This window comes from Rhizobium sp. RCC_161_2 (assembly GCF_041355235.1).
In the GTDB taxonomy this organism is placed as follows: Bacteria; Pseudomonadota; Alphaproteobacteria; order Rhizobiales; family Rhizobiaceae; genus Rhizobium.
In genome coordinates, this window is the sequence record NZ_JBFUPL010000003.1 from 730,722 (window position 1) to 756,432 (window position 25,711).

Below are 25,711 nucleotides of genomic sequence, written 5' to 3' on the forward strand. Positions count from 1 at the left end.
AATCAACCTTTGACCGCACCGAATGTCAGACCTGACACCAGATGCTTCTGAATGATGAATGTGAGTGCGAGCGCCGGAACGATCATCACCACGGCGAGGGCACACATGCCGCGCCAGTCGATGGTGAATTCGGCCGTATAGTCGAGCAGGCCGACCGGCAGCGTCTTGGAATTGACCGAGCGCGTCAGCTGCGAGGCCAGCGCATATTCGTTCCAGCAGGTGAGGAAGGCGAAGATGCCGGCGGACGCGATGCCGGGGCCGGCAAGTGGAAACTCCACCTGCCAGAAGGCCTGCCAGCGCGTGCAGCCGTCGATCTGCGCCGCCTCGGCCAGATCCTTCGGCACCTGCCGGAAGAAGCCGTCGATCAGCCAGATGGTGAAGGGCACGTTCAGCGCGACATAGGTGAGGATCAGGCCGAAATGCGTGTCGATGATCCCGAGCCGCGCATAGACCATGAACAGCGGCAACGACAGGGCAACACCCGGCACGGAGCGCGTCAGCATCAGGCCGAGGAACACGGCCGACTTGCCGGTGAAGCGGAAGCGGGCAAAGGCATAGCCGCCGGACATGCCGATGACGAGCGCGATGGCGGTGGAGGTGATGGAGATCACCAGTGAATTGCGGAAATAATCCCAGACGGGGATACCGCCCTGCCCCGCGCCGCTGAACATGGCGCGATAGGCTTCTAGCGAAAGTTCGTGCGGAATCCAGACCGGCGGCTTCGCCATGATCTCGACCGTCGGGCGGAGCGAGCTCAGGATGATCCAGAAGCCCGGCAGGCAGATAATGAGCATCGCGATGAAAAGGCCGATGAGATAGGCGACATTTCCGATGCGGCGGCGCAGGCGTTGTTCGGCGTTGCGATCCATGATTACCACTCCGCTCCGATCTGGGTGCGGGCAAGCGCCAGCTTACGGAAGAAATACACTGTGAAGGCGATCGACAGGATGATCGAGACATAGGCCATGGCGTTGGCGAGACCCATTTGCGCGTCGGCATAGGCCGTGCGCCCGACCAGCGTCCAGATCAGCTCCGTGCGCCGCGCCGGGCCGCCATCGGTCATGATCTTGACGATGTCATAGGCGCGGGCGACGTCGAGCGAGCGGATGGTCATGGCGATGAAGGCGAATGGCATCAGGAACGGCCAGGTGACGTAGCGGAAGGTCTGCCAGCCCGTACAGCCATCGACTTTCGCCGCCTCCACAGGCTCCTGCGGCATGGCGAACAGGCCAGCGAGGATGAGGATGGCAAAGACGGAGGTGGACGACCAGACTTCCGCAACGATGATCGAAAACAGCGCCAGATTGCCGTCGATCAGCCACGGAATGGCATCGTTTGTGATACCCAGGGATTGCAGGGCATTGTTGATGATGCCGACATTGTCGTTGAACATGAACTTGAATTGGAAGCCGACGAGCACCGGCGAAAACATCATCGGGAACATCATTAGCGTGCGCAGGATCCGCTTGCCATGGGTCGCCTTGTTGACCAGAAGCGCCAGGCCGAGGCCGAGCAGCATTTCCAGATTGAGCGCGATCGTCAGCAGCACAACGGTGCGCACGAAGGCAGCCAGGAAGACCGGATCGGTCAGAATGCGGATGTAATTGCGCAAGCCGATGAAGGTGAAGAGCGTCGACGGCCGTGTCAGGCGAAACGGCGTGAAGCTGGAATAGAAGGACAGAAGCAGCGGAAATAGCACCACCGCCACAAGCACGATGATCGCTGGAAGAAGCAGCAGGACCGGTGGGGATATTTTCTTGAACATGGTTTGCACCTGTCGGCATTCCTCAGCAGCGTGGCCCGGACTGCGTGGAATGCGATTGCATGGGGCCGAGAGGCCGGAGGCACATCCGGCCGGACAGACCGGCCCCTAAAGGCACTGGTCATAGGTATTTTCAAAGACGTCCCGCACCCGTTTCCGGGCGCGGGACCTGATTGCGTCGATCAGAGCGAACCGGCATCCTTCAGGACGTCGGTGGCCTTCTGTGCGGCCGTGTCGAGCGCTTCCTTGGAAGTCTTGTCGCCGAGGATGGCGGCCTGAAGCTCAGGGTAGACGACGTTGGAAATCTCGATCCATTGCGGCGTGCGCGGAACCGGGAAGGCATATTTCATCGATTCCTGGAAAGTGCTCAGCACTTCCTTCTTGTAGGGATCGGACGCAGCCTGCTGGATGTCCCAATCCCAGACCGCCTTGCGGGTCGGCAGCGTGCCATTGGCGGCTTCGAGCTTCTGCGAATCGTCATTGGTCAGGAACCAGACGAGCGAGGCGGCGGCATCCTTATGGGCACAGGCCTCGGTGACCGAGAAGCCGTGATGGCCAGACCAGCCGGTATGCTTGCCGGAGGAACCGACGGGCTGCACGACGACGCCGACATTGCCGGCAACCTTCGAGGACTTCGGATCGTTGAAGTAGGTCGCCCAGCCTGGCCAGTCGAGATCGAGCGCGACGGTGCCGGACGCAAAGCCGGCGCCGAGATCATCCCAGAGATAGTTGGTCGTGCCGGCCGGAACCGCCTTCGCCTTGTACATATTCACGAACCAGTCGAGCGCACGCACGCCAGCCTCGGAATTGAAGGCCGGCTTGCCGTCCTTGTCGAGATATTCGCCGCCTTCCGCGACCAGCATTTCAAAGAAGCGGCCGTTGATCGCCTCTTCCTTGCCGGGGAACTGTGTGCCGAAGAAGTTCGGCGGATTGGCGAAGAACACCGCCTGATCCGATACTTCCTTCCAGGTCTTCGGCGGCGCCAGATCGTAGCCGTACTTGGCCTTGAACGCCGTCTTCTTGGCCTCGTCGCTATAGAGGCTCTTCTGGTAGTAGAGCGCCGAGACGTCGAACTGCGCGCGCGGCAGCATGATCAGCCGTCCGTCGATGGTGGACGCCGCGATCGTCGAATCGACGAATTGGGCAATCTCTTCCTTCGGCAGCAGCTTGCCGAGATCGGTGTAAAGGTCAGGATATTGCGGCGCGAAGGACGAGTGGTTCGAGCCGACGCACCAGGAGATATCGCCCGACGCCATGTCCGACTTGATTTCCTTGTCGAGCTCGAAATGGTTCTTCTTGGAGAGGATGTTGACCTTGGCGCCGGTCTCCTTCTCCCACTCGGAAATGCGCGCATAAAGCGGCTCATATTGCTGGCCGCCGATCAGCTTGGCATCGATCGTCACGCCCGGAAACTTGCCGGGCAGGTCGGCGGCAAAAGCCGCGGAGCTCGCGAGCAATGCCATCACGCCGGCAGCAAAGCCGGCCTTCAAATTCCTCATTGTCATTCCTCCCTAAAGAACCGGACTCCCCGTCCGATCGCCCTTGCGACCCAAATATGGATCATTGATTTATAAGTAAACATCTTATTCATTGGCCGTCAAGCCGGGATCAACGGCGCTTGCAAATCGCATTCATTCACATATGAATGATGAATCATGTTCTTTGAGGAGAGGCCCGCCGTGACCATTGAAGACGACAGCGATCGATATCGCGCACCGGCGCTGGACAAAGGCCTCGATATTCTGGAGTTGCTGGCGCGCATCGATGGCGGGCTGACGCAGGCGGAAATCGCCAAGGCGCTCGGCAAGAGCCCAAACGAATTCTACCGCATGCTCGACCGGCTGGTGCGGCGCGGCTATGTGCAGCGGCAGGATGGCGACCGTTTCTACCTGACGCTAAAACTCTTCGGCCTGGCGCATTACCATGCTCCGGTGCGCCGGCTCGTCTCCTTCGCCACGCCGCTGATGCGTGAATTCTCCAATCGTGCCGAGCAGGCCTGCCACCTGGCAATTTTCGACCGCGGCTCGGTCGTGGTCATCGCCCAGCAGGATTCGCCGACCTATTGGGGCATCTCGATCCGCGTCGGCGCCCAGATCAACCTCTTCAACACCGGTTCCGGCCATATCCTCCTCGCCTTTCGCGACGAGAAGCAGCGCCAGATGATGATCAACGAGCAGCGCCGCCAGCAGGACCAGGAGGACGACCGACCGCCGGCCGATCTCGACGAAAGACTGCGGGCGATCCGCGACAAGGGTTTCGAGACCATGGACAGCCTGCAGACCAACGGCGTGCGCAATATCTCCGCGCCGATCCTGGCCATGGACGGCAATGCGCTGGCCGCACTCACCTGCCCCTATATCCAGCCGGTCAATCCCAACGCGCCGACCTATGATCAGGTCATCGACTATGTGCGGGACGCGGCAAATCAGATCTCCGAAACCGTGGTCGGGACGGTGGATAGCGCCGAGTTATAATTTCTATTTGAATAAACTATTCTTCTGTGAGTATATGTTGATCAGCATGATGGGAGGATCGCCATGCTTTTCGATAGCCACCTGCACATCGTCGATCGCGAGAAACTTGCATATCCCTGGCTGGAAGGGGCCGGCGCGCTCAACCGCGACAGCCTCTACGAGGACTATGCCCGCGATGCGCATCGCTGCGGGATTACCGACACACTGCATATGGAAGTCGATGTCGCCGAGAGCGATATCGAGCCGGAAACGGACTATGTCAAAGGCTTGAGCAGAAAGCCCGGCAGCCTGATCCGCGGCGCCATCGCCGCCTGCCGTCCGGAAGACGCCGGCTTTCCCGCCTATCTGGAACGGGTACTCGCCGACCCCTTCGTCAAGGGATTTCGTCGCGTCCTGCATGTCGTGCCGGATGACGTCTCCGAAGGCGCCCTCTTCCGCGAAAACCTGAAGCGGATTGCCGGCACCCGCCTCACCTTCGATCTCTGCGTGCTGCCGCATCAGATTTCCAAGGCGATCGCACTCATCGACCTCAATCCCGACATCCAGTTCATTCTCGACCATTGCGGCGTACCCGCCATCAAGAAGCAACTCGGCCAGGTCTGGTCCTCGGGAATAACCGAGATTGCCAGGCGGCCGAATGTCGTCGTCAAGATTTCCGGCGTCGTCGCCTATGCCGATCCCGATAGCTGGACCGTCGACAGGCTGCAGCCCTTCGTAGAGCATTCGATCGCAAGCTTCGGCTGGGATCGCGTCATCTGGGGCAGCGACTGGCCGGTCTGCACGCTGGGCGGCGGTCTCTCCACCTGGGTCGCCGCCACGCATGCGCTGATGCAGGGGACAAGCGCCGACGAACGCGACCGGCTTTATCAGCTGAATGCCAAGCGCCTCTGGTCCCTCTGAGCGCCCCATATCACCGAAAGCTCATGCCATGACTGCCACCGTCGGCATTTCCAGCACCCAACCGAAGACCATGCCGGCCGGCCATGCCGATATCCCGGTCTGGAACTCGGAAAACTGGTTCTACGAAGACTTTGAGATCGGCCACAAGATCCGCTCGCTGCGGCGCACGATCTCCGAAGGTGAATCCCAGCAGTTCAACGCCCTGGTGCTCGACATGCACCCTTACGTCAGCGACCAGATCTTTGCCGAGACGGAAGGCCTGTTCGGCAAGCGGCTGGTGGCCGGCGCCTTCGTCTTTTCCGCCGGGCTCGGGCTGGTCGCCACCAATTGCATCAACGCCTTTTCCTATGGCTATGACAGGCTGCGTTTCATCAAGCCGACCTTCATCGGCGACACGATCTACACCATCCGCACCAACCTCGATAAGCAGCCAAAATATAAAGACCTAGGGCTGATCCGCTCGTCCTACGAAGTCTTCAAGGGCGAAGGCGAGCTGGTGCTTTATTGCGAGCATATCCAGACCGTGCGCTACAAGAACGGCCGCCCTACCGACGCTCCGGAGCTGAAGGGCTGAGATGACCGAGCAAAACAATGAGGGCCTGCTTGCCGGCATAGTGGTGCTCGATATGAGCCAGTTCCTGGCCGGGCCGATGGCAGCACTACGGCTCGGCGATCTCGGCGCGCGGGTGATCAAGATCGAGCGGCCCGATGGCGGCGATCTCTGTCGCAGGCTCTATCTCAGCGACACCGAGATCGGCGGCGACTCGACACTCTTCCACGCCATCAATCGCGGCAAGGAAAGCTTCGCCATCAACATGAAGGACGAAGGCGATCTGCGAGACCTCAGGGCGCTGATCGAGAAAGCCGATGTCATCATCCAGAATTTTCGCCCTGGGGTCATCGAGCGCCTCGGCCTCGACTATGCCTCGGTCACCGCGATCAATCCGCGCATCGTCTATGGCAGCATCACCGGCTACGGCCCGGAGAATGAATGGCGGCATTTTCCAGGACAGGATCTGCTCGCCCAGGCCCGCTCCGGCGCCATGTGGCTGAACGGCGAGGCCGATGATGGCCCGGTGCCTTTCGGCCTTGCGGTTGCCGACATGCTGGCCGGCAATCTTATCGTCCAGGGCATTCTCGCCGGCCTCGTCAGGCGCGGCATCAGCGGTCGCGGCGTCCATGTCGAAACCAGCCTGCTGGAAGCCATGGTCGATTTCCAGTTCGAGGTGCTGACCACGCATCTGAACGATGGCGGCCGCCTGCCGCAAAAATCCTCGGTGCGCAATGCCCACGCCTATCTCTCGGCCCCCTACGGCGTCTATCACTGCGCCGACGGTTGGCTGGCGCTCGCCATGACGCCACTGCCGAAACTGGCGCCACTCCTCGACCTGCCCGCACTGGCAGACTACACGCCGGACGAAGCCTTTTCCCTGCGCGACGAAATCAAGAGCTTGATCGCCATTCGCCTGCATCAGAAGACAGTGAAGGAATGGCTCGCCATTCTCGAGCTCGCCGATATCTGGGCAACGGAAGTACTGGATTGGCCGCAGCTGCTCAAAACCGCCGCCTTCCGCCAGCTCGACATGCTGCAAACCGTGACCCGCGGCGACGGCATTTCCGTTCGCACGACGGCAAGCCCGATCCGCGTCAATGGCCAGCGCCATAAGAGCGACCTCGCCGCCCCGACGATCGGCAGCGGCTCGGAAAAGATCCGGACGGAATTCGCAATCAGCGCCGATTAAACGCAGCCAAAGAAAAAAGCGCGGCCACCCTTCGGTAGCCGCGCCTTGTTCATCTCAGTCCAACTGCTTCAAGCAGCAGCGAGCTGCAGTTCCTTGCTGACCATGGCGCGAAGCGTGCCGAGATCCTTGGCGAATGCGCGGATGCCTTCGGCGAGCTTTTCGGTCGCCATCGCATCTTCGTTCATCTGCCAGCGGTAGGTTTTTTCATCGACGATGATCTTGGCGACGGAGGTCTTGTGTTCCGGCGAGAGCTTGCGCTCCAGCTTGCCTTCGTCCTTGGCGAGCTCGTCGAGCAGGTTCGGGCTGATCGTCAGGCGATCGCAACCGGCCAGAGCTTCGACTTCCGCAGCGCTGCGGAAGGAGGCGCCCATGACGATCGTCTTGATGTCGTTGGCCTTGTAGTAGTTGTAGATTTCGCGAACGGACAGAACGCCCGGATCTTCTTCCGGGGTGTAGTCCTTGCCGGTCGACTTCTTGTACCAGTCAAGAATACGGCCGACGAAGGGCGAGATCAGGAAAACCTTGGCGTCGGCGCAAGCGACGGCCTGAGCCTTGCTGAAGAGCAGCGTCAGATTGCAGTCGATGCCTTCCTTCTGCAGCACTTCGGCGGCGCGGATGCCTTCCCAGGTGGACGCGAGCTTGATCAAGATACGGTCGCGCTCGATGCCGCGCTCCTTGTAGGCGGCGATGATGGCGCGGGCCTTGGCGAGCGATGCCTGAGTATCGAAGGACAGGTCGGCATCGACTTCGGTCGAAACACGGCCGGGAACGAGGCCGGACAGCGCGGCACCGACGGAGATCGCCAGACGGTCGGCAACGGCGGCGGCAACAGCATCCGGCGTGCCGCCCTGCTTCTTGCCCCAGGCGACAGCTTCCTTGATCGCGTCGGCGAACATCGGCGTGCCGAGCGCCTTCAAGACGATGGTCGGGTTGGTCGTGCAATCGACCGGCTTCAGACGGGCAACCGCCTCGATGTCCCCGGTATCGGCCACGACCGTCGTCATGGCGCGAAGTTGGTCAAGCTTGGATGTCATGATACCTATCCTTGTTGAAATAAGCCCATTGGGTTGGGAAATGTTGACCGGCGATTCCGTCCGGTTCGATGGACGACACGAAGACTGCGAGCGGATCGCGCCGCACTGTCTCCCATGCCTCGGTAACGGCAAAAACAGTGCGATGGTTCCATTTCCGGTGAACGGTCGGAGCCGCGAAGAAACAACTTTCCGAGGGCAGGCTTTTCACCGGGTGAGAGCGCCCTATATGGTTCCCTGCCCGGCCAAGCATTTCCACGGCGCAGCACTTGCACATTGCCCTCCTCGACTGGACAAAGACCGTATTCCTCAGGGCGACTATCATCAATCTCGCCGGGAAAAGTCAAGCGACATTTGTGCATTTCAATTGACATAAGTTTCAACCCATAGAATATCTCTAGGCGAAGAACCGATCTCCCCGCTCCCGCCATACGCCGCCGCGGCAACCTTGGTTGCTTGCGATCACTATAACAGAATGGGCGGGCGAAAATCTTGCTGGAGGACCTGTGGCCAAACTCAGACGCGGGACACATACTGCCTATTCGGAGACGGCATCTCTGCGGCTGCGCGCCGCCTGGCTCTACTATAATCAAGGCCTGACACAGAAGGATGTCGCCGAGCAGCTCGGCATCAGCCGCACCACCGTCATCCGCCTGCTGGACGAGGCGATGCGCCGCAGCGAGGTGCAGATCTGGATCAACGAAGGCATTGATGACTGCGTCGAGCTGGCGATCAAGCTGGAGCGTATTTACGGGCTGGACGAGGCGATCGTCGTTCCGGCACCGGCTGGCGGCGACGTCAATGCCCAGGCAAAAAGCGTCGGCCTGGCGCTTGGTCAGTTTCTGACCGAAGCAATCCCCGACAATTACACGATCGGCGTCGGCTGGGGCCGGACGATGACGGCTTCGCTCGCAAGCTTCCGCCCGCCACGCCGCGACAATTGCAAGGTAGTCTCGCTGCTCGGCGGCATCGTCGCCGTCCACCAGACCAACCCGATCGACTATACCTGGCGCCTGGCAAGCCAGCTCGGAGCGGAATGCTATATGTTCCTGGCGCCGCTTCTGGTCGATTCCATCGAGACCAAGCGCAACCTGATCGAAAAATGCGGACTGGAGGCAATCTACCGGCTGGCCGAAAATCTCGACCTCGCCATCGTCAGCTGCGGCGATATCGGCCCGCAATCCACTTCGCTATCGGAAGGCTTCATCTCAAAACGGGAGCTGGATCAGCTGATCGAAGCCGGCTGCGTCTGCGACACTATGTTCAATTTCCTCGATGCCGAGGGCAATTCGGTCGACCACCCGATCAACAAGCGCGTGATGTCGGTCGATCTCGACACGCTGAAGAAGGCCAAGCACATCGTCATCTCTTCCGGCGGCGCGCACCGCGCCGTGGCGATCAGCGCCACCATCAAGCGCATCGGCTGCAACACCCTGATCACGGATGAAAGTGCCGCCAAGGCATTGTTGCAGATGGCAGTGGCGAAGGCGGCTTGAAGGCTCCGGGGATCATATCAACCACCAGGTTCGTGGAGAATGCACCCCCTGTCACTTTGTGACAGGGGGGATATCAGAGGCTCGGCAAACTCAAACTCTCAACCTCAAGCCTGCCCCGCCTCCCAGCCGAGCATCGCCCGCTTGCGTGTCAGGCCCCAGTGATAGCCGGTGAGATCGCCGTTCTTGCCGAGAGCCCGATGGCAGGGGACGACGAAGGAGATCGGATTGCGGCCGACAGCGGCGCCGACCGCCCGCATCGCTGTGGGCTGGCCGATATCCCTGGCGATGTCGGAATAGGTGACGGCCCGGCCCATCGGGATCTTCAACAGGCTTTCCCAAACCCGCACCTGAAAATCCGTGCCGATCAGCACCACGCGCAATGGCTGGTCGCTCGTCCATTTCGATGGCTCGAAAATCCGCGCCGCATAGGGCACGGTCGCCTGCAGGTCCTCGACATATTGTGCGTTCGGCCAGCGGCAGGTCATATCTTCCAGGCAAGCCTTCTCGTCGCTGGTGTCGCTGAAGGCAAGGCCGGCAAGGCCACGGTCGGTGACCATGATCAGCGCAAGACCGAACGGCGAGATGTGGAACCCGTAACGGATGGTCAACCCGCCGCCCTTCACCTTCCATTCGCCGGGCGACATCGCCTCATGCGTGACGAAGAGATCATGCAGCCGGCTCGGACCGGAGAGCCCCACTTCGAACGAGGTTTCGAGCAGCGGCAAATCTTCCTGGCGTAGCAGCCGCTTGGCATGATCCAGCGTCACGGCTTGCAGGAAGGCCTTCGGCGACAGGCCGGCCCAGCGGGTAAAGGTCTTCTGCAACTGGGTCGGCGATTGCCCGAGCCTGTCGGCGAGCATCTCCAGCGACGGCTGGTCACGATACTCCTCGGTGATGAGTTCGATCACGCGGCGGACGGTATCGTAATCCGGCCCCTCCGGCGTGATGTCTTTCTTCAACTGTGCAATGGCATTCATAAACTTTCTCCTTGGAAAGGAGAACACCACGAAGAGAAGGGCAAAACCACCCGTTTCTTGCGCAACGGCTTGATCCCGAAAAGTGTGAAGCGGTTTTCGGACAAGATCATGCCCACAAACAGATTATATCCTCTGGGTCACCGTCGCCAGGGCGCGCTTGAAAGCCTTGGCAAAACTCTCGCGGTCTTCCGGGTTTAGGAAGGAGCCGACATCGGTGGTATGGCTTCTGTCACGGACATGCATCGACACCACGCCGATCTCGCTGTGGCGACGGACGAGAAAGCGCGTCCAGAACGGATTGAACCGATGCTCGACCATGCGGCCCGACGGCGAGAATTTGCGGATGGAGACATCGGTGCGCGACACCGTCACCTCTTCCCGCACCCGGCCCGAACGGTAGTTCAGCCAGAAGGCGCCGTAGAGCAGGAAGAAGTCCGCGCCGAAGAAGATGCCGATCGGCCATGCACCGCGAATGACGAACAGGATGCCGTATACCAGGCAGAACGTCCCCATCAGCGCCAGCATCACCCTGAACCCCTTTCGCCCCAGGGAGCGATGGGGAAACAATTCGGCGGCAAAAACCGGCCTGTTGTTGTCGGTGCCGGGATCGGCGTTGCGTTCCATCATGGGTCTTGAGTATAGGTCGTTCATGGCAAACCCCAAGATCAAATCCAGCGCCCAAAACATGAAAAAGTCAAATGCGACCGCAAGCCGCAAGCCGGCTTTCAAGTGTCCCTACTCCAAGGCGGAGCTGGAGGAGCTCTTCCGCCGCTTCTCCATCCAGCGGCCCGAGCCGAAGGGGGAATTGGAGCACGTTAATCCCTTCACCCTCGTCGTTGCCGTGGCTCTCTCGGCGCAGGCGACCGACGTCGGCGTCAACAAGGCGACCCGAGCCCTCTTCGCTGTGGCCGACACGCCGCAGAAGATGCTCGATCTCGGCGAAGACCGCATCCGCGACTATATCAAGACGATCGGCCTTTACCGCAACAAGGCGAAGAACGTCGTGGCTTTGTCAGAAAAGCTGCTCCGGGATTTCGATGGCGAAGTGCCACAGACGCGCGAGGAGCTGATGACGCTGCCGGGCGTCGGGCGCAAAACCGCCAATGTGGTGATGTCGATGGCCTTCGGTCATGCGACACTTGCCGTCGACACCCATGTTTTCCGCATCGCCAACCGCCTGCTGCTGGCGCCCGGCAAGACGCCGGACGAGGTGGAACACCGGTTGATGAAGGTGATCCCTGATCAATATCTCTTTCACGCGCATCACTGGCTGATCCTGCACGGACGCTATGTCTGCAAGGCCCGCAAGCCGGAATGCGAGCGCTGCGTCATCGCCGATCTCTGTCGCTCGCCGGAAAAGATCTGCGATGTCCCGGCACCGCTGGTCGAATTACCGCAGCAGCCGATCGCCGCCGAAGCCGCCAATTAGGGTAGCGATCGCGGCCGCGCTCAGACGTGCCGCGCCGCTTCTTTCCGCGAAATCAGCTTGTGCAGATGCACCATCATCCCCGCAGCAAACAGCGGCGTCAGCAGATTGACGATCGGAATGGCGAGGAAGGCTGCGATCACCAGTCCCGCGAGAAAGACGGTGAATGCATGCTTGATGCGGAACTGCCGCGCCTCGTCCGGCGAGCGAAAGCGCATGGCGGCGAATTCGAAGAATTCACGGCCGAGCAAATAGCCGTTGACCAGGAAGAAGGCCACAAGATTGATGCCGGGAATGAAGAGCAGAAACAGTGCGATGATGTTGCCGACGATCACGACGCCCAGAAACTTCAGCGAACCCTTCATCGCCGGCCCGAGGGGGAGTGCCTTTCCGGGCGGATCGGCCGGATAGTCCCGCCGCTCCACCACCTCGGCGACATCGTCGAGAAACAGGCCCGCGATCAACGCCGTCACCGGCGCGATCAGCAGCGCCAATACCAGCGCCAGGCCGAGGCCGGCCAATATTCCCAGGAACAAGGTGAGCCAGCTCGTCCAGTCCGGTGCTGACGGCAGGAAGCTCTGCAGCCAGGGGAGCACAACAGCCACGAAGGTGCTGTTCAGTGCAAACCAGAGCACGGCGAGCGCCAGCAATGTCAGACCAAGCACCTTCCAGAAAACCCTGCGCGTCTCGATGGCAAAGAGGTTGGCGAGGGAAAGACGCGCGGCATCGATGATCATTCGTTCGACATCTCCTGTGTGGTGATCGGAGAGGTAGGTAACGATTGCAAATATATCAATATCTTCCCGCCATGCGGGCGCCGATGGTTCAAAATTGAATTATTGTAATAAAGTATACTCTAATATATTGTGAGCGTCATATAAAAAACAACAACCTAAACATGATCGGCGTCCATCGGAAATCTGCACGCACCCCGATTATTTTCGCATTCGGCACGATAGCAGACGGGATGAACCGTTAGCGAGGCATGACATTTGGAAGACCTTGGCCACAAGCTTAGACAATACATGAAGAGCGGCACTCCCGCCGAGCGCCGTATAGCCAAGTATTTTTCAGAACACTTGAACGAACTGCCTTTCGAAACCGCCTCCTCCGTGGCCGACAGGCTTGAGTTGAGCCCGATGACGGTCGGGCGCTTCCTGCGGTCGCTCGGCTATCAGGGTCTGGATGGGATCAAGGTCCACCTGAAGGAAAACGTGGCTCCGGTAACGCTGCAACTGCCGAACGTTCTGGAACAGCTGCAGAAGGACGCCTATGAGGGACGCTCGCTCGCCGGCCAGATTGCCGAGCAGGTCGAGATGCTGCAGCATCTCTACAACCTTACCGGCCAGCCACAATGGCTGGATGCCGTCGCGGCAAGCCTGTCCTCCAGCGAGGTCTTCGTCGCCACGCATCTTAGCCTTGCCGGCCCTGGACGCCATTTTTGCGACCGCCTCGAATTTGCTCGCGATCATGTGCAATTCCTCGATGGCGCCAATGGCAGCTACATCGAGCTGCTCGGCCGCCCGGCAAACGAGGCATTGTTGGTGATCATCGATTCACCCCGTTTCATCACGTCGCGATTGCTGGCGCGTTCCGCGCGGCGCGCCGGTTACAAGGTGCTGCTGATCACCAGCCAATATACGGAATGGGCGCATGAATTCGCCAACACCACGCTCTCGCTGCCACCCCTGCGCATCGGCGGCCGCGACAATTTCTCAGCGATAACGGCGCTTCTGGAATGCCTGGCATCCGCCGTCATTCAGGCGGCCGGCGAAGAAGCCGAAAAGCGCATGCGAAAGATCGAAGAACTGGAAGGCATGTTTACCTACACGCCGCTTCGGTAAGGATCCGAAGCACCGGCCGACCGCCGGCGAAACCGGTCGACAGCGAGCCTATTCCATCGAGTCCAGCTCGGCACGGTGACGATGCATGGCAAGGAAACGCCGATAATCGCGGTCGTAGAGCGCTTTCTTTTCCCGGTTCGGCAGGCGTTCATGACCGCCGGGATACATGGCCGCACCAGCCACCGCGAGGCTCTCATAAAGCCCGCAAGAGACGGAGGCGGCCATCGCCGTTCCCAAAAGCACCGCCTCGTTCATCTTCGGCACCACCACCTTGCAGCCGGTGACATCGGAATAAAGCTCCATGAGCACGGCATTCTTCACATGGCCGCCGGCGACATGCAGCATGTCGGGCACATAGCCATAATCATGCATCTTCTCGAGGATATGGCGGATGCCGAGCGCGATGCCGACGCTCGTGCGCCAGTAGAGGCGGCAGAGGCCATCGAAGGAGGTGTCGAGCGTCAGGCCGCTGATAACGCCGACCGCATGCGGATCGGCAAGCGGCGATCGGTTGCCGTGGAAATCCGGCAGCACATGAAGGCGCTCGGCAAAGGCGTCGCCCTCGGCAGCACGCAGCTCCGAAATGCGCCGGACAATGCGGTCATGCAGCGCCGCTGTCGGTTCGCCGCCAGCGGCATGCATGCTGACGACATGATCGAGCAGCGCGCCGGTCGCCGACTGCCCGGCCTCGGCCAGCCATGTGTCGGCAAATACCACTTCGTAATAGGGGCCCCATAATCCGGTGCTGCGCTTGCGGTCGCGCGAAAAGGCGACGACGCAGCTCGACGTGCCGGCGATCAGCGCCAGTTGACGCTCCAGCGCATCACGGTCGCCGGCATGGCCGCCGAGCGCACCGAGCGCACCGGCATAGGCGTCGACCATTCCCGCACCCACATGGCATTCGCGGTCGAGCCCCAGGGCTTCGGCCGATTCCGCCGTCAGCAGCCCGACACTTTGCCCGACGGGCGCGGTCTCTTCCGGCAGGTTGCCGCGTTCCCGCAGGTCTCCAAGGCCGATCACATCGAGGAAATCCGCCTGCCAGCCCGGCCTGCGATGGGCTAGATAATTCCATTTTGCCGTCAGCGTACAGCGCGAGCGCGCCAGCGAACCGGTCGCCTTCCATGTCATGAAATCTGCGAGATCGAAGAAGTAACCGGCCCTGGCCCAGCTCCGCGGCAGGTTCTTCTTCAGCCACATCAGCTTGGGCATCTCCATCTCCGGCGACATGAAGTGGCCGGAATGCTCCAGAACCTGATGTCCGGTCGCCGTACAGAAATCCGCCTCGGCAAGCGCCCGATGATCGAGCCAGACGATGGTATCGAACCGATCCTCGCCACCGGTCGACACCGTAAGCGGCTTACCCTCCGTGTCGCGCACGACCAGGGAACAAGTGGCATCGAAGCCGATCGCGCCGATGACGGAGGAGCTGACACCGGAGGCTGTAACAGCGTTGCGCACGGCTGTACAAACCGCAGCCCAGATATCTTCGGAACTGTGCTCGGCGTGGTTCTCACGCGGGCGGTTCATGAGGATCGGATGTTCGCCCTTTGCGAGCAGGGCACCGCTCGACGTGAACACGCCAGCGCGCGCGCTGCCAGTGCCGATGTCGACCGCAACCACATGATCACGCATCAAGAAGGAGCCCCGTCCGCTTATGTCTTGTTACGGACAAGGTGTATCAAATCCGGCATCGCGTCAAACACGACTTCGGGCGAAAGCCGTTCCAATTCCGCCCGGTAACTCGGCGAATGAGCATGCGATCCACCGGTAAAGGCAAAAACCGTCATGCCCGCCGCCCGCGCCGCCATGATCCCCGCTGGGCTGTCCTCGATGACGATGCAGTCCTTCGGCGCAACCCCCATTTGCTCGGCGGCATAAAGGAAGAGATCGGGCGCCGGCTTGCCGCGCTTGACCATGCTGGCGCTGAAAATATGCGGCTCCAGCCGCTCGAGCAGGCCAGTGACGCCAAGTGAAAGCCGGATGCGTTCCAGTTGGCTGGAGGAGGCGACGCAACGCGGCACGGCAAGCACGTCCAGCGTCTCGGCAATACCCTCGATCGGCCTCAGCTCATCGCGGAAGCGCTCATAAAGATCGTTGCGGATGCGATCGAGAAAGGCCTGGTCGATGAAGACGTCGAACTCGGTCTCCAGCGTGTCGACAAGCGTGGCGAGGCTCTTGCCGAGGAAACGGCTGTAGACATCCTCCTCGCTCATATCCACGCCGACATCGCGCATAGCGTCGATCAGCACGCTGACGGACAACGGCTCGCTGTCGACAAGCACGCCGTCGCAGTCGAAGATTACGAGTCCTTTATCCGCATTCGTCATCGCAGATCCAACCCGAACCCTGTTTCAGCCGCATCTCTTTCGAGCATCGGCCTGGCCATAAAAATTCGGCCGGGACTTGGGCGCCCCGGCCGACAAACAATTAATCCGCGAGTTTGTTGTCGAGGTATAGCTGCAGGGTGGCGCGGGTGCCCTTTTCCCACAGTGTTTTTAGCGCATGCGCAAAGCGCTTGCGGAAAAGATCCGATTTGGCGACGTCGCCGAAGATATCGTCGAAGACGAGGAAGGCGCCCGGATCGTCCTTGGCCTTCAGCGCCGCCGCATGCAACCGGTCGGCGCTGGCGTCGTTGAAGACGATGTCCTGGCCACTGTCGGTCTTGCCGGCGAAGTAGCGGCACCAGAGCGCCGAGACCAAAGCGAGACCGACGACATCTTCTTTTCGGGCGAGACGATCGGCCGTCGACGGCAGAATGAACTTCGGCTGGCGGTTCGAGCCGTCCTGCGCCAGGCGCGGAATGGTGTCGGCGATCTTCGGATTGGAGAAGCGGTGCTCGATCAGCTTGAAATAGTCGGCCAGAACCGTGTTCGGCACCGGCGGAATGACCGGGATGATCTCGTCATTTTCGAGCTTGGCGAGATAGGCGCGGATCAACGGCTCCTCCATCGCCTCATGGACGAAATGCACATCCATCAGCGCCGCCGGATAGGCGATAGCCGCATGGCCGCCATTGAGGATACGGATCTTCATATGCTCATAGGGCGTCACATCGGACACGAAGGTGACGCCGACCTTTTCCAGCGCCGGCCGGCCAGCCGGGAAATTGTCTTCCAGCACCCACTGCTTGAACTCTTCGCAATAAACCGGCCAGTTGTCCTCAATATCGAAGGCGCTTTTCAGGAGATCGATTTCGCGTGCGCCGGTGGCCGGCGTGATGCGGTCGACCATACCATTCGGAAAGGCGACATTGGCGGCGATCCAGTCGGCGAAGGCCGGATCCGAAAGCTTCGCCGTACCGACGACAGCGGCTTTGGTGACACCGCCATTGTGGGGAATGTTATCGCAGGACATGACGGTGAACGGCTGCAGGCCGGCGGCGCGGCGGGCCTTGAGGCCGGCAACAATCAGGCCGAACACCGTCTTCGGTGCGTCCGGGTTCTGGCCATCGGCAACGATGGCGGGATGGCTTGGATTAAACTTGCCGGAGGCGTCGATGAAATAGCCACCCTCGGTGATCGTCATCGAGACGATACGGATCGAGGGATCGGCGAGCTTGGCGACGATCGCCTTGGCGTCGCCGACCGGCAGAATGTCGACCATCGGCGCGGTGACGCGGGCAGCCGTCTTGTTGTTGTCCTGCTCGACCACCGTCGTCAGGAAATTCTGGGCGGCGAGCTTTTCGCGCATAGCGGCGTCCGAGGGCAGCACGCCGGCGCCGATGATCGCCCAATCGTGGTCCTGGCCAATATTGAAAAGATCGTCGAGGTATATCGCCTGATGGGCGCGATGGAAGTTGCCGACGCCGAAATGAACGATACCCGCCGATAGCGACTTCGGATCATAGGCCGGAATGGCAGCGGTTGCGGCCGCTTCCTGAAGCGTTGCGAGCGATAATTTGCACGTCATGTCTCAAGTCCTTCTGAAAGGTCTTTTTGCTCCGGATGGCTTGGGAAGGCCGCCCCGGTTGGGATGACCCCGGCCCGCCTGCATCGACAGATGCGGGCCGAGTTGAATGGCATTCGCCCGGCTTAGATCGCCAGCCCGTTTCCGTCGAAACGGTGGATGCGGCTCTTGTCGGGTGTCAGATAGACGGTATCGCCGGCGCGAGCCGGGAAGTCGCCGGTTCCGCGCGCGGTGATGGCGCCGATGCCGTCAGCCTCGATGTGCAGGAAGGTATCGGAGCCGAGATGCTCGGCATGGTTCACCCTGCCCTTCCAGTCTCCACTTTCCGTCGACAGCAGCACATGTTCCGGGCGAACGCCGATCGTGTCGGCGCCAAGCGCTTGCGCATAGGCGCCCTTGACGAAGTTCATCTTCGGCGAACCGATGAAGCCGGCGACGAAGAGATTGCGCGGGCTCTTGTAGAGTTCCAGCGGCGAACCGACCTGCTCGATATTGCCACGGTTCAAGACCACGATCTTATCGGCCATGGTCATCGCCTCGACCTGGTCGTGCGTCACATAGACCATCGTTGTCTTCAGCTGATGGTGCAGATCGCTGATCTCGAGACGCATGTTGACGCGCAGCGCCGCGTCCAGGTTCGACAGGGGCTCGTCGAACAGGAAGGCCTTCGGCTGGCGCACGATGGCGCGGCCGATGGCGACACGCTGACGCTGACCGCCGGAAAGCTGGCGTGGCTTGCGCTCCAGATAATCGGTGAGATTGAGGACACGCGCGGCGTCGGCGACCTTCTTGTCGATGTCGGCCTGCGGCATGTTCGCCATCTTCAGCGGAAAGGCGATGTTCTTGCGCACGCTCATATGCGGATAGAGCGCATAGGACTGGAACACCATGGCAAGACCGCGCTGGGCCGGCGCCAGATTGGTGCCATCCTTGCCATCGATCAGGATCTGGCCGCCCGAGACATCTTCCAGGCCGGCGATCAGCCGCAGCAGCGTCGACTTGCCGCAACCGGACGGGCCGACGAATACGACGAACTCGCCTTCGTTGATCTCGAGGTCGATGGAAGGAATGACCTTGGCTTCGCCAAAGACCTTGGAAACCTTCTTCAGGACAATGCTACCCATGTTTGTCTTCCTTACTTAACCGCGCCGAAGGTGAGGCCACGGACGAGTTGTTTCTGGCTGAACCAGCCAAGGATCAGGATCGGGGCGATCGCCATCGTCGATGCCGCCGAAAGCTTGGCGTAGAACAGGCCCTCCGGGCTGGAATAGGAGGCGATGAAGGTGCTGAGCGGCGCCGCATCGACGGACGAAAGATTGAGCGTCCAGAAAGCCTCGTTCCAGGCAAGGATGATGTTGAGAAGCATCGTCGAGGCCAGCCCCGGGATCGCCATCGGCGTCAGCACGTAGATGATTTCCTTTGCAAGCGACGCGCCATCCATGCGGGCCGCCTCCAGGATCTCGCCAGGAATTTCCTTGAAGTAGGTGTAGAGCATCCAGACGATGATCGGCAGGTTGATCAGCATCAGCACGACGACCATGCCGACGCGGCTGGCGAACTGATTGTTGAGCAACCCGAAGCCCTGGAACAGCAGGTAGATCGGGATGAAGGCGCCGACTGGCGGCATCATCTTGGTGGACAGCATCCACATAAGGATGTCCTTGGTACGCTTGGTCGGCGAGAAGGCCATGGCCCAGGCGGCGGGAACGGCGACGATCAGGCCGAGAATGGTCGAGCCGAAGGCGATGATCACCGAGTTGGAGAAATGGAGGAAATAGTTCGAGCGCGACTGCACCTCGAAATAATTCTCCAGCGTCCAGTGGAAGAACAGGAACTGCGGCGGCGAAGCAACCGCATCGCCTTCCGTCTTGAAGCTCGTCAGGATCGTCCACAGGATCGGGAAGAAGATGAGGAGCGCGACGGCCCAGGCCGCCAGCGATACGACCACCTTGCGCCGTGTAGAGACATTGCGTGCCATCTCAGGCCTCCAGGTTCTTGCCGACCGCACGCATCACGAAGATAGCGACGATATTGGCGAGGATGACGGCGATGATGCCGCCCGCCGATGCGCCGCCGACATCCTGCGACAGAACGATCTGCGAATAGACGAGATAGGTGAGGTTGGTCGTCGCCGTGCCGGGTCCGCCATTGGTGGTGACCAGGATTTCGGCGAAGGCGGAGAGCAGGAAGATCGTCTCGATGAGGATGACGACGGTGATCGCACGCGCCAGATGCGGCAGGACGATGTGAATGAATTTCGAGACCGGACCGGCGCCGTCCATTTCGGCGGCTTCCTTCTGCTCTTCATCCAGAGACTGCAACGCAGTCAGCAAGATAAGCGTTGCAAAGGGCAGCCACTGCCAGGCGACGATGATGACGATCGAAAACAGCGGCACTGTCTCCAGCCAGGTCAGCGGATCGAGCCCGAAGAACTTGAACAGATGCGCCAGGAGCCCGTTCACCGGGTTCATGAACATATGTTTCCAGATGAGGGCGGCGACCGTCGGCATGACGAAGAACGGCGCAAGCACCAGCATGCGGACGATGCCCTGGCCGAAGATCGGCTGATCGAGAAGGAGCGCGAGAGCAATGCCGCCGACCACGGTGATGATGAGCGCGCCGCCGACCAGCAGAAGCGTCACGATCAGCGAGTTCAGGAAGGCGGGGTCGGTGACGAAATATTCGTAGTTGAGCAGCCCGATGAAGTCGTGCGCGCCGGGCGACAGGAGATTGTAGTTCAGCGTCGAGAAGTAGATCGTCATCACCAGCGGGACGATCATCCACGCGAAGAGCAGCAAAACCGACGGCGTCATCATGACGCGGGCAGCAGAACGGGTGTGTAACGTTGCCATGGCAAGTACCGACCTATCTTTTGAGCGGGAAGGTGGCCGTGGACCGGCTGGGTAAAGAGGCCGCCGAAGAGCAGTTCAGGCATTCGGCGGCCAAGGGAAGAAAGCACTCGATGGTGCTTCCTTCCATCCATGGGAGGTTGATTATTTCGGATAACCAGCCTTGGTCATTTCGCGGCTTGTCAGCTGCTGCGCGGCCTTGAGGGCGGCGTCGACGGTGATCTGACCGGCAAGGGCAGCGGAGAATTGCTGGCCGACGGCAGTGCCGATGCCCTGGAATTCAGGGATGGCCACGAACTGGACGCCGACATACGGGACCGGCTTGACGGTCGGGTGGGTCGGATCGGCAGAGTTGATGGAGTCGAGCGTCATCTTGGCGAAGGGAGCCGCCTTCTGGTAGTCCGCATTCGCATAGAGCGAGGAACGGGTGCCGGGAGGAGCATTCAGCCAGCCTTCCTTCTGGGCGACAAGGTTGGTGTATTCCTTGCTGGTTGCCCAGGCGATGAACTTCTCAGCCGCTTCAGTCTTCTTCGAGGAAGCCGGGATGGCGAGGTTCCATGCCCAGAGCCAGTTGCCGCGCTTGCCGAGGCCGTTATCCGGCGCCAGAGCGAAGCCGACCTTGTCGGCAACCTTCGATTCCTTCGGGTCGGACACGAACGAGGCAGCAACCGTCGCATCGATCCACATGCCGCACTTGCCGGTCTGGAACAGCGAGAGGTTCTCGTTGAAGCCGTTGGACGAAGCGCCCGGAGGGCCGGCGTCCTTCATCAGCTTGACGTAGAAGTCGAGTGTGTTCTTCCATTCCGGCTGATCGAACTGCGGCTTCCACTTCTCATCGAACCAGCGGGCGCCGAAAGAGTTCGCCGTTGCCGTCAGGAACGCCATGTTCTCGCCCCAGCCGGCCTTGCCGCGAAGGCAGATGCCGTAGACTTCATGGCTCTTGTCGGTGATCTTGCGGGCGGCATCGGCGATGAAGGTCCAGGTCGGCGCGTCCGGCATCTTCAGGCCGGCCTTGTCGAACAGGTCCTTGCGGTACATCACCATCGAGCTTTCGCCGTAGAACGGCGAGGCATAGAGCTTGCCGTCCGTGGTCAGACCGCTGCGAATGGCCGGGAGAAGATCGTCGACATCATAGGTCTTGTCGGCAGTGAGCTTGTCGAGCGGCGCCAGCCAGCCGAGCTTGCTCCAGATCGGCACCTCATACGTGCCGATCGTCAGCACGTCATATTGGCCGCCCTTGGTCGCGATGTCCGTCGTAACCTTCTGGCGCAGTACGTTTTCCTCGAGCGTGACCCATTGCAGGTCGATGCCGGGGTTCTTCGCTTTGAAATCATCCGTAAGCTTCTGCATACGAACCATGTCGCCGTTGTTCACGGTCGCAATCGTCAGCGTTTCGGCAGACGCCATTCCGGCAAACATCAGGGCCGAGCAGGCGCTCAGCAGAAAGGTTTTCAATTTCATATCTTCCTCCCCAGAAGATCAAATCTGAGCATTCGCTTTGCTCATGGGCAATTACTCACCGCTTGCGACAAAATGTCAATGCGGATTCGTTGCTGCGTTGCCGAACATGCAGCCCATCCATTTGTTTTTATGGTGTTATTTTTTGCTCAGTTCTTGAGCAGAAATTCGGCGGTCGCCTCGTCGGTGATCAAACCGTTGATCTGATGGCCGGTTACGGCGGCCCTGATCGCCTCGAATTTGCGTTTGCCCTTGGCAATCCCGATGACGGAAGACGTATCGCGCGGCGGGATGGAGGCACTGGCAACGCGGTCGTTGACGGCGTCCGACATCAGCTTTCCGTCGCCGTCGAAAACCCAGCCGCAGATCTCGCCGGCCGCGCCCCGCTTCATCAGCGCCGTCATCTCGTCTTTCTCGAGAAAGCCGTCGAGGCAAAGCGGCGCCTCAATGCCCAACTCACCGACGCCGACAAAGGTGACGTCGGCCTGCGCACTGATATCGAGCGTCGAGCGCACCAGTGCCTGCGCATGCAGCAACTCGCGCTCTTCGGCCGAGGAGACGAGGACCGGCAGCGGCATGGGATAGTGCCGCGCCTTGATCGCGTCGGCCATGCTGAAGATGACGTTGTAATAGGCGGCCGAACCATCCGGGCCGATATTGCCGGTCAACGATACGATCCGATGCTGCGGACATTCGATGGCCGGCAGCTGATCGACGGCAGCCTTCAATGTACGCCCGGTGCCGATCGCCAGTACGATCGGATCGCTGCGCCTCAGCCAGCGCTCGATTTCGGCAGCCCCCGCCTCGGCGATCCCCACTGTGGACGATGTCCCGTCGGGATCGCTCGGCACCACTTCGATATGCTTGAGCTTGAATTTCTCGCGCAGCGCCGCGCCATATTCGAGGCACACGGCGATCGGGTGATCCAGCCGCACCTTGATCAGCCGCTCGGCAACGGCCAGCGACACCAATCGCTGCGCCGATTGCCGGGAGATTCCCATGGCAATGGCGATCTCGTCCTGCGTCCGCCCGGCCACGTAATATAGCCAGCCAGCCCGCGCCGCGTCGTCAAGTCGCCCCTGGGAATCCAACTTCCTGGCCATCACAGTCCTTTGCCAAAACAGCGCCTCTTGCCCAGGCCGAACGACCCGGGGCGGTCGCTCATTCAGTTTCCGGCGGGATGACGCCCTTGGTCAAGGTGAAACAACCGTAGAAGCGGCGCTCGCCGGTCTGGATCACGCAATAGGCCTCTTTCGCCCGCTCATAGAAGGCGTAGCGCTCGACCGGCACGAGCGGCCAATGTTTGCCCTCGGCGCGATCGATTGTCGCCTGCACTTCATGCTGAACCTTCGGCACCTCCTCCGGTGCGCCCACCACTTCCATGCGCGTCGCAGCATCGTCGATGAAGGTATCGAGCGGCATCAGCGACAGCAGCGCCTCGACGGCCTCGGCCGCCGACACGTTGTCGATCCTCAGAAGATGGCCGAGCATCGTCTGCTGCGCGATCGACTCGGCCGGGAAATTGGTGTCGACGACGACAAGCATGTCGCCATGCCCCATCGATGCCAGCGCGTGCAGCACGTCCGCATTCAACCGCGGCGAAATTCCCTTCAGCATGAAAGCTCCTCCAGTGCGTAACCGGCGACGGCCCTGCCCTCGCCCTCTTCTCTTTGGGAGCAAACAAGTAATCGTGGTCACGATCTCTGTCCATAGCCGCCGTGACCGTTATCGGCAGAGAATCCCGGGATAAGAAAGCACTTCTCATGCTGGCTTATTTCAGCCTTTATTGACCAGATAGGTTCGGCGGCGTTAACTGAAGCACAGGCACTGGTTGCGAGGGCAAGTGAGAATTCTTCTGGTTGAGGACGATGAAACGATCGGCAGCGCGGTGCGCGACCATATCGCGGCAAGCACCCACGCGGTCGACTGGGTGAAGAACCTCGCGGATGCGGCCGAGGTCACCAGCGCCGTGAAGTACGGCCTGATCCTGCTCGACCTGCAACTGCCTGACGGCGTCGGCATCGACTTCCTGAAGAAGCTGCGCCGCAAACCGGATGAGACGCCGGTGATCATCCTGACCGCCCGCGACCAGATTTCCGACCGCATCGAGGGATTGAACAGCGGCGCCGACGATTACCTCGTCAAGCCCTTCAATCTCGGCGAACTCTCCGCCCGCATCCTGGCCGTGGCCCGGCGCTATAGCGGCAGCCCGCAGCCGACCATCCGCTTTGCCGATCTCGAAATCGACCAGCCGCAACGACGGGTCCGGCTGGACGGCAAGGATGTCGTGCTCACCGGCCGCGAATGGGCCGTGCTCGATCTCCTGGTGACACGGCCGGGCGCCATCGTCTCCAAGGACCAGATCGAGGAGGCGCTCTATGCCTTCGGCTCCGAGATCGAGAGCAACACGGTCGAAGTCTATGTCAGCCGCCTGCGCAAGAAGATCGGCAAGGACCGCATCCGCACGGCCCGTGGCGTCGGCTATTGCCTGGGTGAGAGATGACTCGCCCTACCAGCATTACCCGCCGCCTGATCGCTGCACTCACGGGTACGGTCGTTGTGTTCTGGCTGATCGCCGTCGGGATCGGCGTCTATGTCGTCAACCATGAGCTTTCCGAAACCTTCGACGGCGCGCTGCAGGAAACCGCCGAGCGGCTGATGCCGCTGGTGGTCGACGATCTCGCCAATCGCGATCCTTCCAGCGATCCGCAAAGCCTCGAGGAGCTGAACAAGGGACTGAACCGGGAATACCTGACCTATCAGGTGCTCGACGCCTCCGGTAAGGTCATCCTGCATTCGCACGACGCACCGCCTGTGGCCTATGAGGTGCCCCTGAAGATCGGCTTCCATAACACACCGAAATACCGAATCTATACCGAATCCTCGATGAACGGCACGATCTTCCTGCATGTGGCCGACGCCTTCAAGAACCGCCGGGAAGCATCGCGCGAGAGCGGCGTTGCCCTGCTCTGGCCGCTACTCGCTCTCATTCCGGCTAGCATCCTGGCCATCTGGTTCGCCGTTGGGCGCTCGCTGCGGCCGATCGACCGGTTGCGATCAGACATCGCCACCAAGGACGGCGGCAATATGGTCCCGTTGGAGAGCGACACGCTGCCGCGCGAGCTCCAGCCGATCGCCCGCTCGGTCAACCTGTTGCTCGAGCGGCTGCGCGCCGCGCTTGAAGCCGAGCGGGAATTCACCGCCAACAGCGCCCATGAACTGCGCACGCCGATCGCCGGCGCGCTCGCTCAGACGCAGCGTCTGGTCGCTGAGCTGCCCAAGGGACCGCTTACCGAACGCGCCAGCCGGATCGAAACCTCGCTCTCCAATCTCGGACGGCTGGCGGAGAAATTGCTGCAGCTTTCCCGTGCCCAGGCCGGCATCGGCACCGGCGACAAGCCCGCCGATCTGATGGCCGTCATCGAAACCATCATCGGCGACTACGACCGCGACACCGGCACCGCTGGCCGCATCCTCCTGGAACGCAACCCGAACGAGACGCTGATCCGCAACGTCGATATCGACGCCTTCGCCATCGTCATGCGCAACCTGATCGAGAATGCGCTGATCCATGGCCCGACCGACGACGAAGTGACCGTCAAGGTCGAAAACGACGTCATCCGCATCCTGAACGGCGGCCATGTTCTTTCCCTGGATGAGCTGGCCAGCCTGAAGAAACGCTTCCAGCGTGGCAAGACGAACGCCTCCGGCTCCGGCCTCGGCCTTGCCATCGCCGAGCGCATCGTCGGACAAATCGGCGGCCGTCTCGATCTCCTGTCGCCCGCCGCCGGCCAGGTGGATGGTTTCGAAGCCCGGATCACCTTGCCTTCGGCCTGATCGCGCCTC

At 60.9% G+C, this 25,711-nt stretch carries 25 protein-coding genes; 9 read left to right on the forward strand and 16 right to left on the reverse strand.

Annotated elements, in window-relative coordinates; genetic code table 11:
- Positions 1-2: 2 nt before the first annotated feature.
- The 3 genes from AB6803_RS11345 to AB6803_RS11355 form a co-directional block, all read right to left on the reverse strand.
- Positions 3-869 (reverse strand): carbohydrate ABC transporter permease, encoded by an 867-nt coding sequence (locus tag AB6803_RS11345; protein WP_371108959.1) that lies wholly within the window; start codon positions 867-869, stop codon positions 3-5.
- 2 nt (positions 870-871) lie between these two features.
- A complete protein-coding gene (locus AB6803_RS11350; RefSeq protein ID WP_034517464.1) occupies positions 872-1,765 on the reverse strand; it encodes a carbohydrate ABC transporter permease in 894 nt (297 codons plus the stop codon).
- 179 nt (positions 1,766-1,944) lie between these two features.
- Positions 1,945-3,261, reverse strand: coding sequence for a sugar ABC transporter substrate-binding protein (locus AB6803_RS11355; RefSeq protein ID WP_371108960.1), 1,317 nt, complete (start codon positions 3,259-3,261; stop codon positions 1,945-1,947).
- 156 nt (positions 3,262-3,417) lie between these two features.
- On the opposite strand from AB6803_RS11355, the gene AB6803_RS11360 reads away from it, so the two are divergent.
- From AB6803_RS11360 to AB6803_RS11375, 4 genes are all read left to right on the forward strand, one after another.
- A complete protein-coding gene (locus AB6803_RS11360) occupies positions 3,418-4,236 on the forward strand; it encodes an IclR family transcriptional regulator (RefSeq protein WP_371108961.1) in 819 nt (272 codons plus the stop codon).
- A 63-nt stretch (positions 4,237-4,299) separates the two neighbouring features.
- Positions 4,300-5,136, forward strand: a complete 837-nt coding sequence (locus AB6803_RS11365) for an amidohydrolase (RefSeq protein ID WP_371108962.1) — start codon at positions 4,300-4,302, stop codon at positions 5,134-5,136.
- Positions 5,137-5,164: 28 nt separating this feature from the next.
- The gene (locus AB6803_RS11370) at positions 5,165-5,710 is read left to right on the forward strand and encodes a MaoC family dehydratase (RefSeq protein WP_371108963.1); all 546 of its coding nucleotides are present in this window, start codon (positions 5,165-5,167) and stop codon (positions 5,708-5,710) included.
- A gap of 1 nt (position 5,711) precedes the next feature.
- The gene (locus AB6803_RS11375; RefSeq protein ID WP_371108964.1) at positions 5,712-6,878 is read left to right on the forward strand and encodes a CaiB/BaiF CoA transferase family protein; all 1,167 of its coding nucleotides are present in this window, start codon (positions 5,712-5,714) and stop codon (positions 6,876-6,878) included.
- Positions 6,879-6,946: 68 nt separating this feature from the next.
- Here the strand turns inward: AB6803_RS11375 and tal are convergent, their stop codons facing one another.
- Positions 6,947-7,912 (reverse strand): transaldolase, encoded by a 966-nt coding sequence (gene tal / locus AB6803_RS11380; RefSeq protein ID WP_371108965.1) that lies wholly within the window; start codon positions 7,910-7,912, stop codon positions 6,947-6,949.
- A 503-nt stretch (positions 7,913-8,415) separates the two neighbouring features.
- Between tal and AB6803_RS11385 the strand changes: the two genes are divergently transcribed.
- Positions 8,416-9,405: a sugar-binding transcriptional regulator gene (locus tag AB6803_RS11385; RefSeq protein ID WP_371108966.1), complete on the forward strand. Its 990-nt coding sequence runs from the start codon at positions 8,416-8,418 to the stop codon at positions 9,403-9,405.
- 104 nt (positions 9,406-9,509) lie between these two features.
- Here AB6803_RS11385 and AB6803_RS11390 read toward each other — a convergent pair whose 3' ends face one another.
- Positions 9,510-10,382, reverse strand: coding sequence for a methylated-DNA--[protein]-cysteine S-methyltransferase (locus tag AB6803_RS11390; protein WP_371108967.1), 873 nt, complete (start codon positions 10,380-10,382; stop codon positions 9,510-9,512).
- Between the two features lie 123 nt (positions 10,383-10,505).
- Complete coding sequence (locus AB6803_RS11395; protein WP_371109012.1) at positions 10,506-11,009, reverse strand: DUF2244 domain-containing protein; 504 nt, start codon at positions 11,007-11,009, stop codon at positions 10,506-10,508.
- A 58-nt stretch (positions 11,010-11,067) separates the two neighbouring features.
- Between AB6803_RS11395 and nth the strand changes: the two genes are divergently transcribed.
- Positions 11,068-11,811, forward strand: coding sequence for an endonuclease III (gene nth, locus AB6803_RS11400; protein ID WP_371108968.1), 744 nt, complete (start codon positions 11,068-11,070; stop codon positions 11,809-11,811).
- 20 nt (positions 11,812-11,831) lie between these two features.
- On the opposite strand, the gene AB6803_RS11405 is transcribed toward nth, so the two are convergent.
- Entirely contained in the window at positions 11,832-12,545 is a 714-nt protein-coding gene (locus AB6803_RS11405; protein WP_371108969.1) for a sulfate transporter family protein, read from the reverse strand.
- Positions 12,546-12,800: 255 nt separating this feature from the next.
- Here AB6803_RS11405 and AB6803_RS11410 point away from each other — a divergent pair, with 255 nt between their 5' ends.
- Complete coding sequence (locus AB6803_RS11410) at positions 12,801-13,652, forward strand: MurR/RpiR family transcriptional regulator (RefSeq protein WP_371108970.1); 852 nt, start codon at positions 12,801-12,803, stop codon at positions 13,650-13,652.
- A 48-nt stretch (positions 13,653-13,700) separates the two neighbouring features.
- Here the strand turns inward: AB6803_RS11410 and AB6803_RS11415 are convergent, their stop codons facing one another.
- The 9 genes from AB6803_RS11415 to AB6803_RS11455 form a co-directional block, all read right to left on the reverse strand.
- The gene (locus AB6803_RS11415) at positions 13,701-15,284 is read right to left on the reverse strand and encodes an FGGY-family carbohydrate kinase (protein ID WP_371108971.1); all 1,584 of its coding nucleotides are present in this window, start codon (positions 15,282-15,284) and stop codon (positions 13,701-13,703) included.
- Positions 15,285-15,304: 20 nt separating this feature from the next.
- A complete protein-coding gene (locus AB6803_RS11420) occupies positions 15,305-15,979 on the reverse strand; it encodes an HAD family hydrolase (RefSeq protein ID WP_371108972.1) in 675 nt (224 codons plus the stop codon).
- Between the two features lie 100 nt (positions 15,980-16,079).
- Positions 16,080-17,561, reverse strand: coding sequence for a mannitol dehydrogenase family protein (locus AB6803_RS11425; RefSeq protein ID WP_371108973.1), 1,482 nt, complete (start codon positions 17,559-17,561; stop codon positions 16,080-16,082).
- 122 nt (positions 17,562-17,683) lie between these two features.
- The gene (locus AB6803_RS11430) at positions 17,684-18,682 is read right to left on the reverse strand and encodes an ABC transporter ATP-binding protein (protein WP_371108974.1); all 999 of its coding nucleotides are present in this window, start codon (positions 18,680-18,682) and stop codon (positions 17,684-17,686) included.
- A gap of 11 nt (positions 18,683-18,693) precedes the next feature.
- Positions 18,694-19,536, reverse strand: coding sequence for a carbohydrate ABC transporter permease (locus AB6803_RS11435; RefSeq protein ID WP_371108975.1), 843 nt, complete (start codon positions 19,534-19,536; stop codon positions 18,694-18,696).
- A gap of 1 nt (position 19,537) precedes the next feature.
- Positions 19,538-20,410 carry a carbohydrate ABC transporter permease gene (locus AB6803_RS11440; RefSeq protein ID WP_371108976.1) on the reverse strand — a complete coding sequence of 291 codons (873 nt, stop codon included), beginning with the start codon at positions 20,408-20,410 and terminating at the stop codon, positions 19,538-19,540.
- A gap of 141 nt (positions 20,411-20,551) precedes the next feature.
- Positions 20,552-21,868 (reverse strand): sugar ABC transporter substrate-binding protein, encoded by a 1,317-nt coding sequence (locus AB6803_RS11445; RefSeq protein WP_371108977.1) that lies wholly within the window; start codon positions 21,866-21,868, stop codon positions 20,552-20,554.
- A 146-nt stretch (positions 21,869-22,014) separates the two neighbouring features.
- Entirely contained in the window at positions 22,015-22,968 is a 954-nt protein-coding gene (locus tag AB6803_RS11450) for a sugar-binding transcriptional regulator (protein WP_371108978.1), read from the reverse strand.
- 58 nt (positions 22,969-23,026) lie between these two features.
- Positions 23,027-23,482, reverse strand: a complete 456-nt coding sequence (locus AB6803_RS11455) for an RbsD/FucU family protein (protein WP_371108979.1) — start codon at positions 23,480-23,482, stop codon at positions 23,027-23,029.
- 226 nt (positions 23,483-23,708) lie between these two features.
- Between AB6803_RS11455 and AB6803_RS11460 the strand changes: the two genes are divergently transcribed.
- Together AB6803_RS11460 and AB6803_RS11465 are read left to right on the forward strand one after the other, a co-directional pair.
- Positions 23,709-24,368, forward strand: coding sequence for a response regulator (locus AB6803_RS11460; protein ID WP_371108980.1), 660 nt, complete (start codon positions 23,709-23,711; stop codon positions 24,366-24,368).
- Positions 24,365-25,702 (forward strand): ATP-binding protein, encoded by a 1,338-nt coding sequence (locus tag AB6803_RS11465; RefSeq protein ID WP_371108981.1) that lies wholly within the window; start codon positions 24,365-24,367, stop codon positions 25,700-25,702. Before AB6803_RS11460 ends, AB6803_RS11465 begins: the two co-directional genes overlap by 4 nt.
- Positions 25,703-25,711: the final 9 nt, after the last annotated feature.

What these genes read in the sequence shown, in the direction of transcription:
- AB6803_RS11365 (WP_371108962.1), top strand. Translation starts at nt 4,300, where the DNA reads ATGCTTTTCGATAGCCACCTGCACATCGTCGATCGCGAGAAACTTGCA.
- AB6803_RS11450 (WP_371108978.1), bottom strand. Translation starts at nt 22,968, where the DNA reads ATGGCCAGGAAGTTGGATTCCCAGGGGCGACTTGACGACGCGGCGCGG.
- AB6803_RS11430 (WP_371108974.1), bottom strand. Translation starts at nt 18,682, where the DNA reads ATGGGTAGCATTGTCCTGAAGAAGGTTTCCAAGGTCTTTGGCGAAGCC.
- AB6803_RS11355 (WP_371108960.1), bottom strand. Translation starts at nt 3,261, where the DNA reads ATGAGGAATTTGAAGGCCGGCTTTGCTGCCGGCGTGATGGCATTGCTC.
- AB6803_RS11390 (WP_371108967.1), bottom strand. Translation starts at nt 10,382, where the DNA reads ATGAATGCCATTGCACAGTTGAAGAAAGACATCACGCCGGAGGGGCCG.
- nth (WP_371108968.1), top strand. Translation starts at nt 11,068, where the DNA reads ATGAAAAAGTCAAATGCGACCGCAAGCCGCAAGCCGGCTTTCAAGTGT.
- AB6803_RS11405 (WP_371108969.1), bottom strand. Translation starts at nt 12,545, where the DNA reads ATGATCATCGATGCCGCGCGTCTTTCCCTCGCCAACCTCTTTGCCATC.
- AB6803_RS11440 (WP_371108976.1), bottom strand. Translation starts at nt 20,410, where the DNA reads ATGGCAACGTTACACACCCGTTCTGCTGCCCGCGTCATGATGACGCCG.
- AB6803_RS11425 (WP_371108973.1), bottom strand. Translation starts at nt 17,561, where the DNA reads ATGACGTGCAAATTATCGCTCGCAACGCTTCAGGAAGCGGCCGCAACC.
- AB6803_RS11465 (WP_371108981.1), top strand. Translation starts at nt 24,365, where the DNA reads ATGACTCGCCCTACCAGCATTACCCGCCGCCTGATCGCTGCACTCACG.
- tal (WP_371108965.1), bottom strand. Translation starts at nt 7,912, where the DNA reads ATGACATCCAAGCTTGACCAACTTCGCGCCATGACGACGGTCGTGGCC.
- AB6803_RS11370 (WP_371108963.1), top strand. Translation starts at nt 5,165, where the DNA reads ATGACTGCCACCGTCGGCATTTCCAGCACCCAACCGAAGACCATGCCG.
- AB6803_RS11350 (WP_034517464.1), bottom strand. Translation starts at nt 1,765, where the DNA reads ATGTTCAAGAAAATATCCCCACCGGTCCTGCTGCTTCTTCCAGCGATC.
- AB6803_RS11415 (WP_371108971.1), bottom strand. Translation starts at nt 15,284, where the DNA reads ATGCGTGATCATGTGGTTGCGGTCGACATCGGCACTGGCAGCGCGCGC.
- AB6803_RS11435 (WP_371108975.1), bottom strand. Translation starts at nt 19,536, where the DNA reads ATGGCACGCAATGTCTCTACACGGCGCAAGGTGGTCGTATCGCTGGCG.
- AB6803_RS11395 (WP_371109012.1), bottom strand. Translation starts at nt 11,009, where the DNA reads ATGATGGAACGCAACGCCGATCCCGGCACCGACAACAACAGGCCGGTT.
- AB6803_RS11455 (WP_371108979.1), bottom strand. Translation starts at nt 23,482, where the DNA reads ATGCTGAAGGGAATTTCGCCGCGGTTGAATGCGGACGTGCTGCACGCG.
- AB6803_RS11345 (WP_371108959.1), bottom strand. Translation starts at nt 869, where the DNA reads ATGGATCGCAACGCCGAACAACGCCTGCGCCGCCGCATCGGAAATGTC.
- AB6803_RS11420 (WP_371108972.1), bottom strand. Translation starts at nt 15,979, where the DNA reads ATGACGAATGCGGATAAAGGACTCGTAATCTTCGACTGCGACGGCGTG.
- AB6803_RS11360 (WP_371108961.1), top strand. Translation starts at nt 3,418, where the DNA reads ATGTTCTTTGAGGAGAGGCCCGCCGTGACCATTGAAGACGACAGCGAT.
- AB6803_RS11445 (WP_371108977.1), bottom strand. Translation starts at nt 21,868, where the DNA reads ATGAAATTGAAAACCTTTCTGCTGAGCGCCTGCTCGGCCCTGATGTTT.
- AB6803_RS11375 (WP_371108964.1), top strand. Translation starts at nt 5,712, where the DNA reads ATGACCGAGCAAAACAATGAGGGCCTGCTTGCCGGCATAGTGGTGCTC.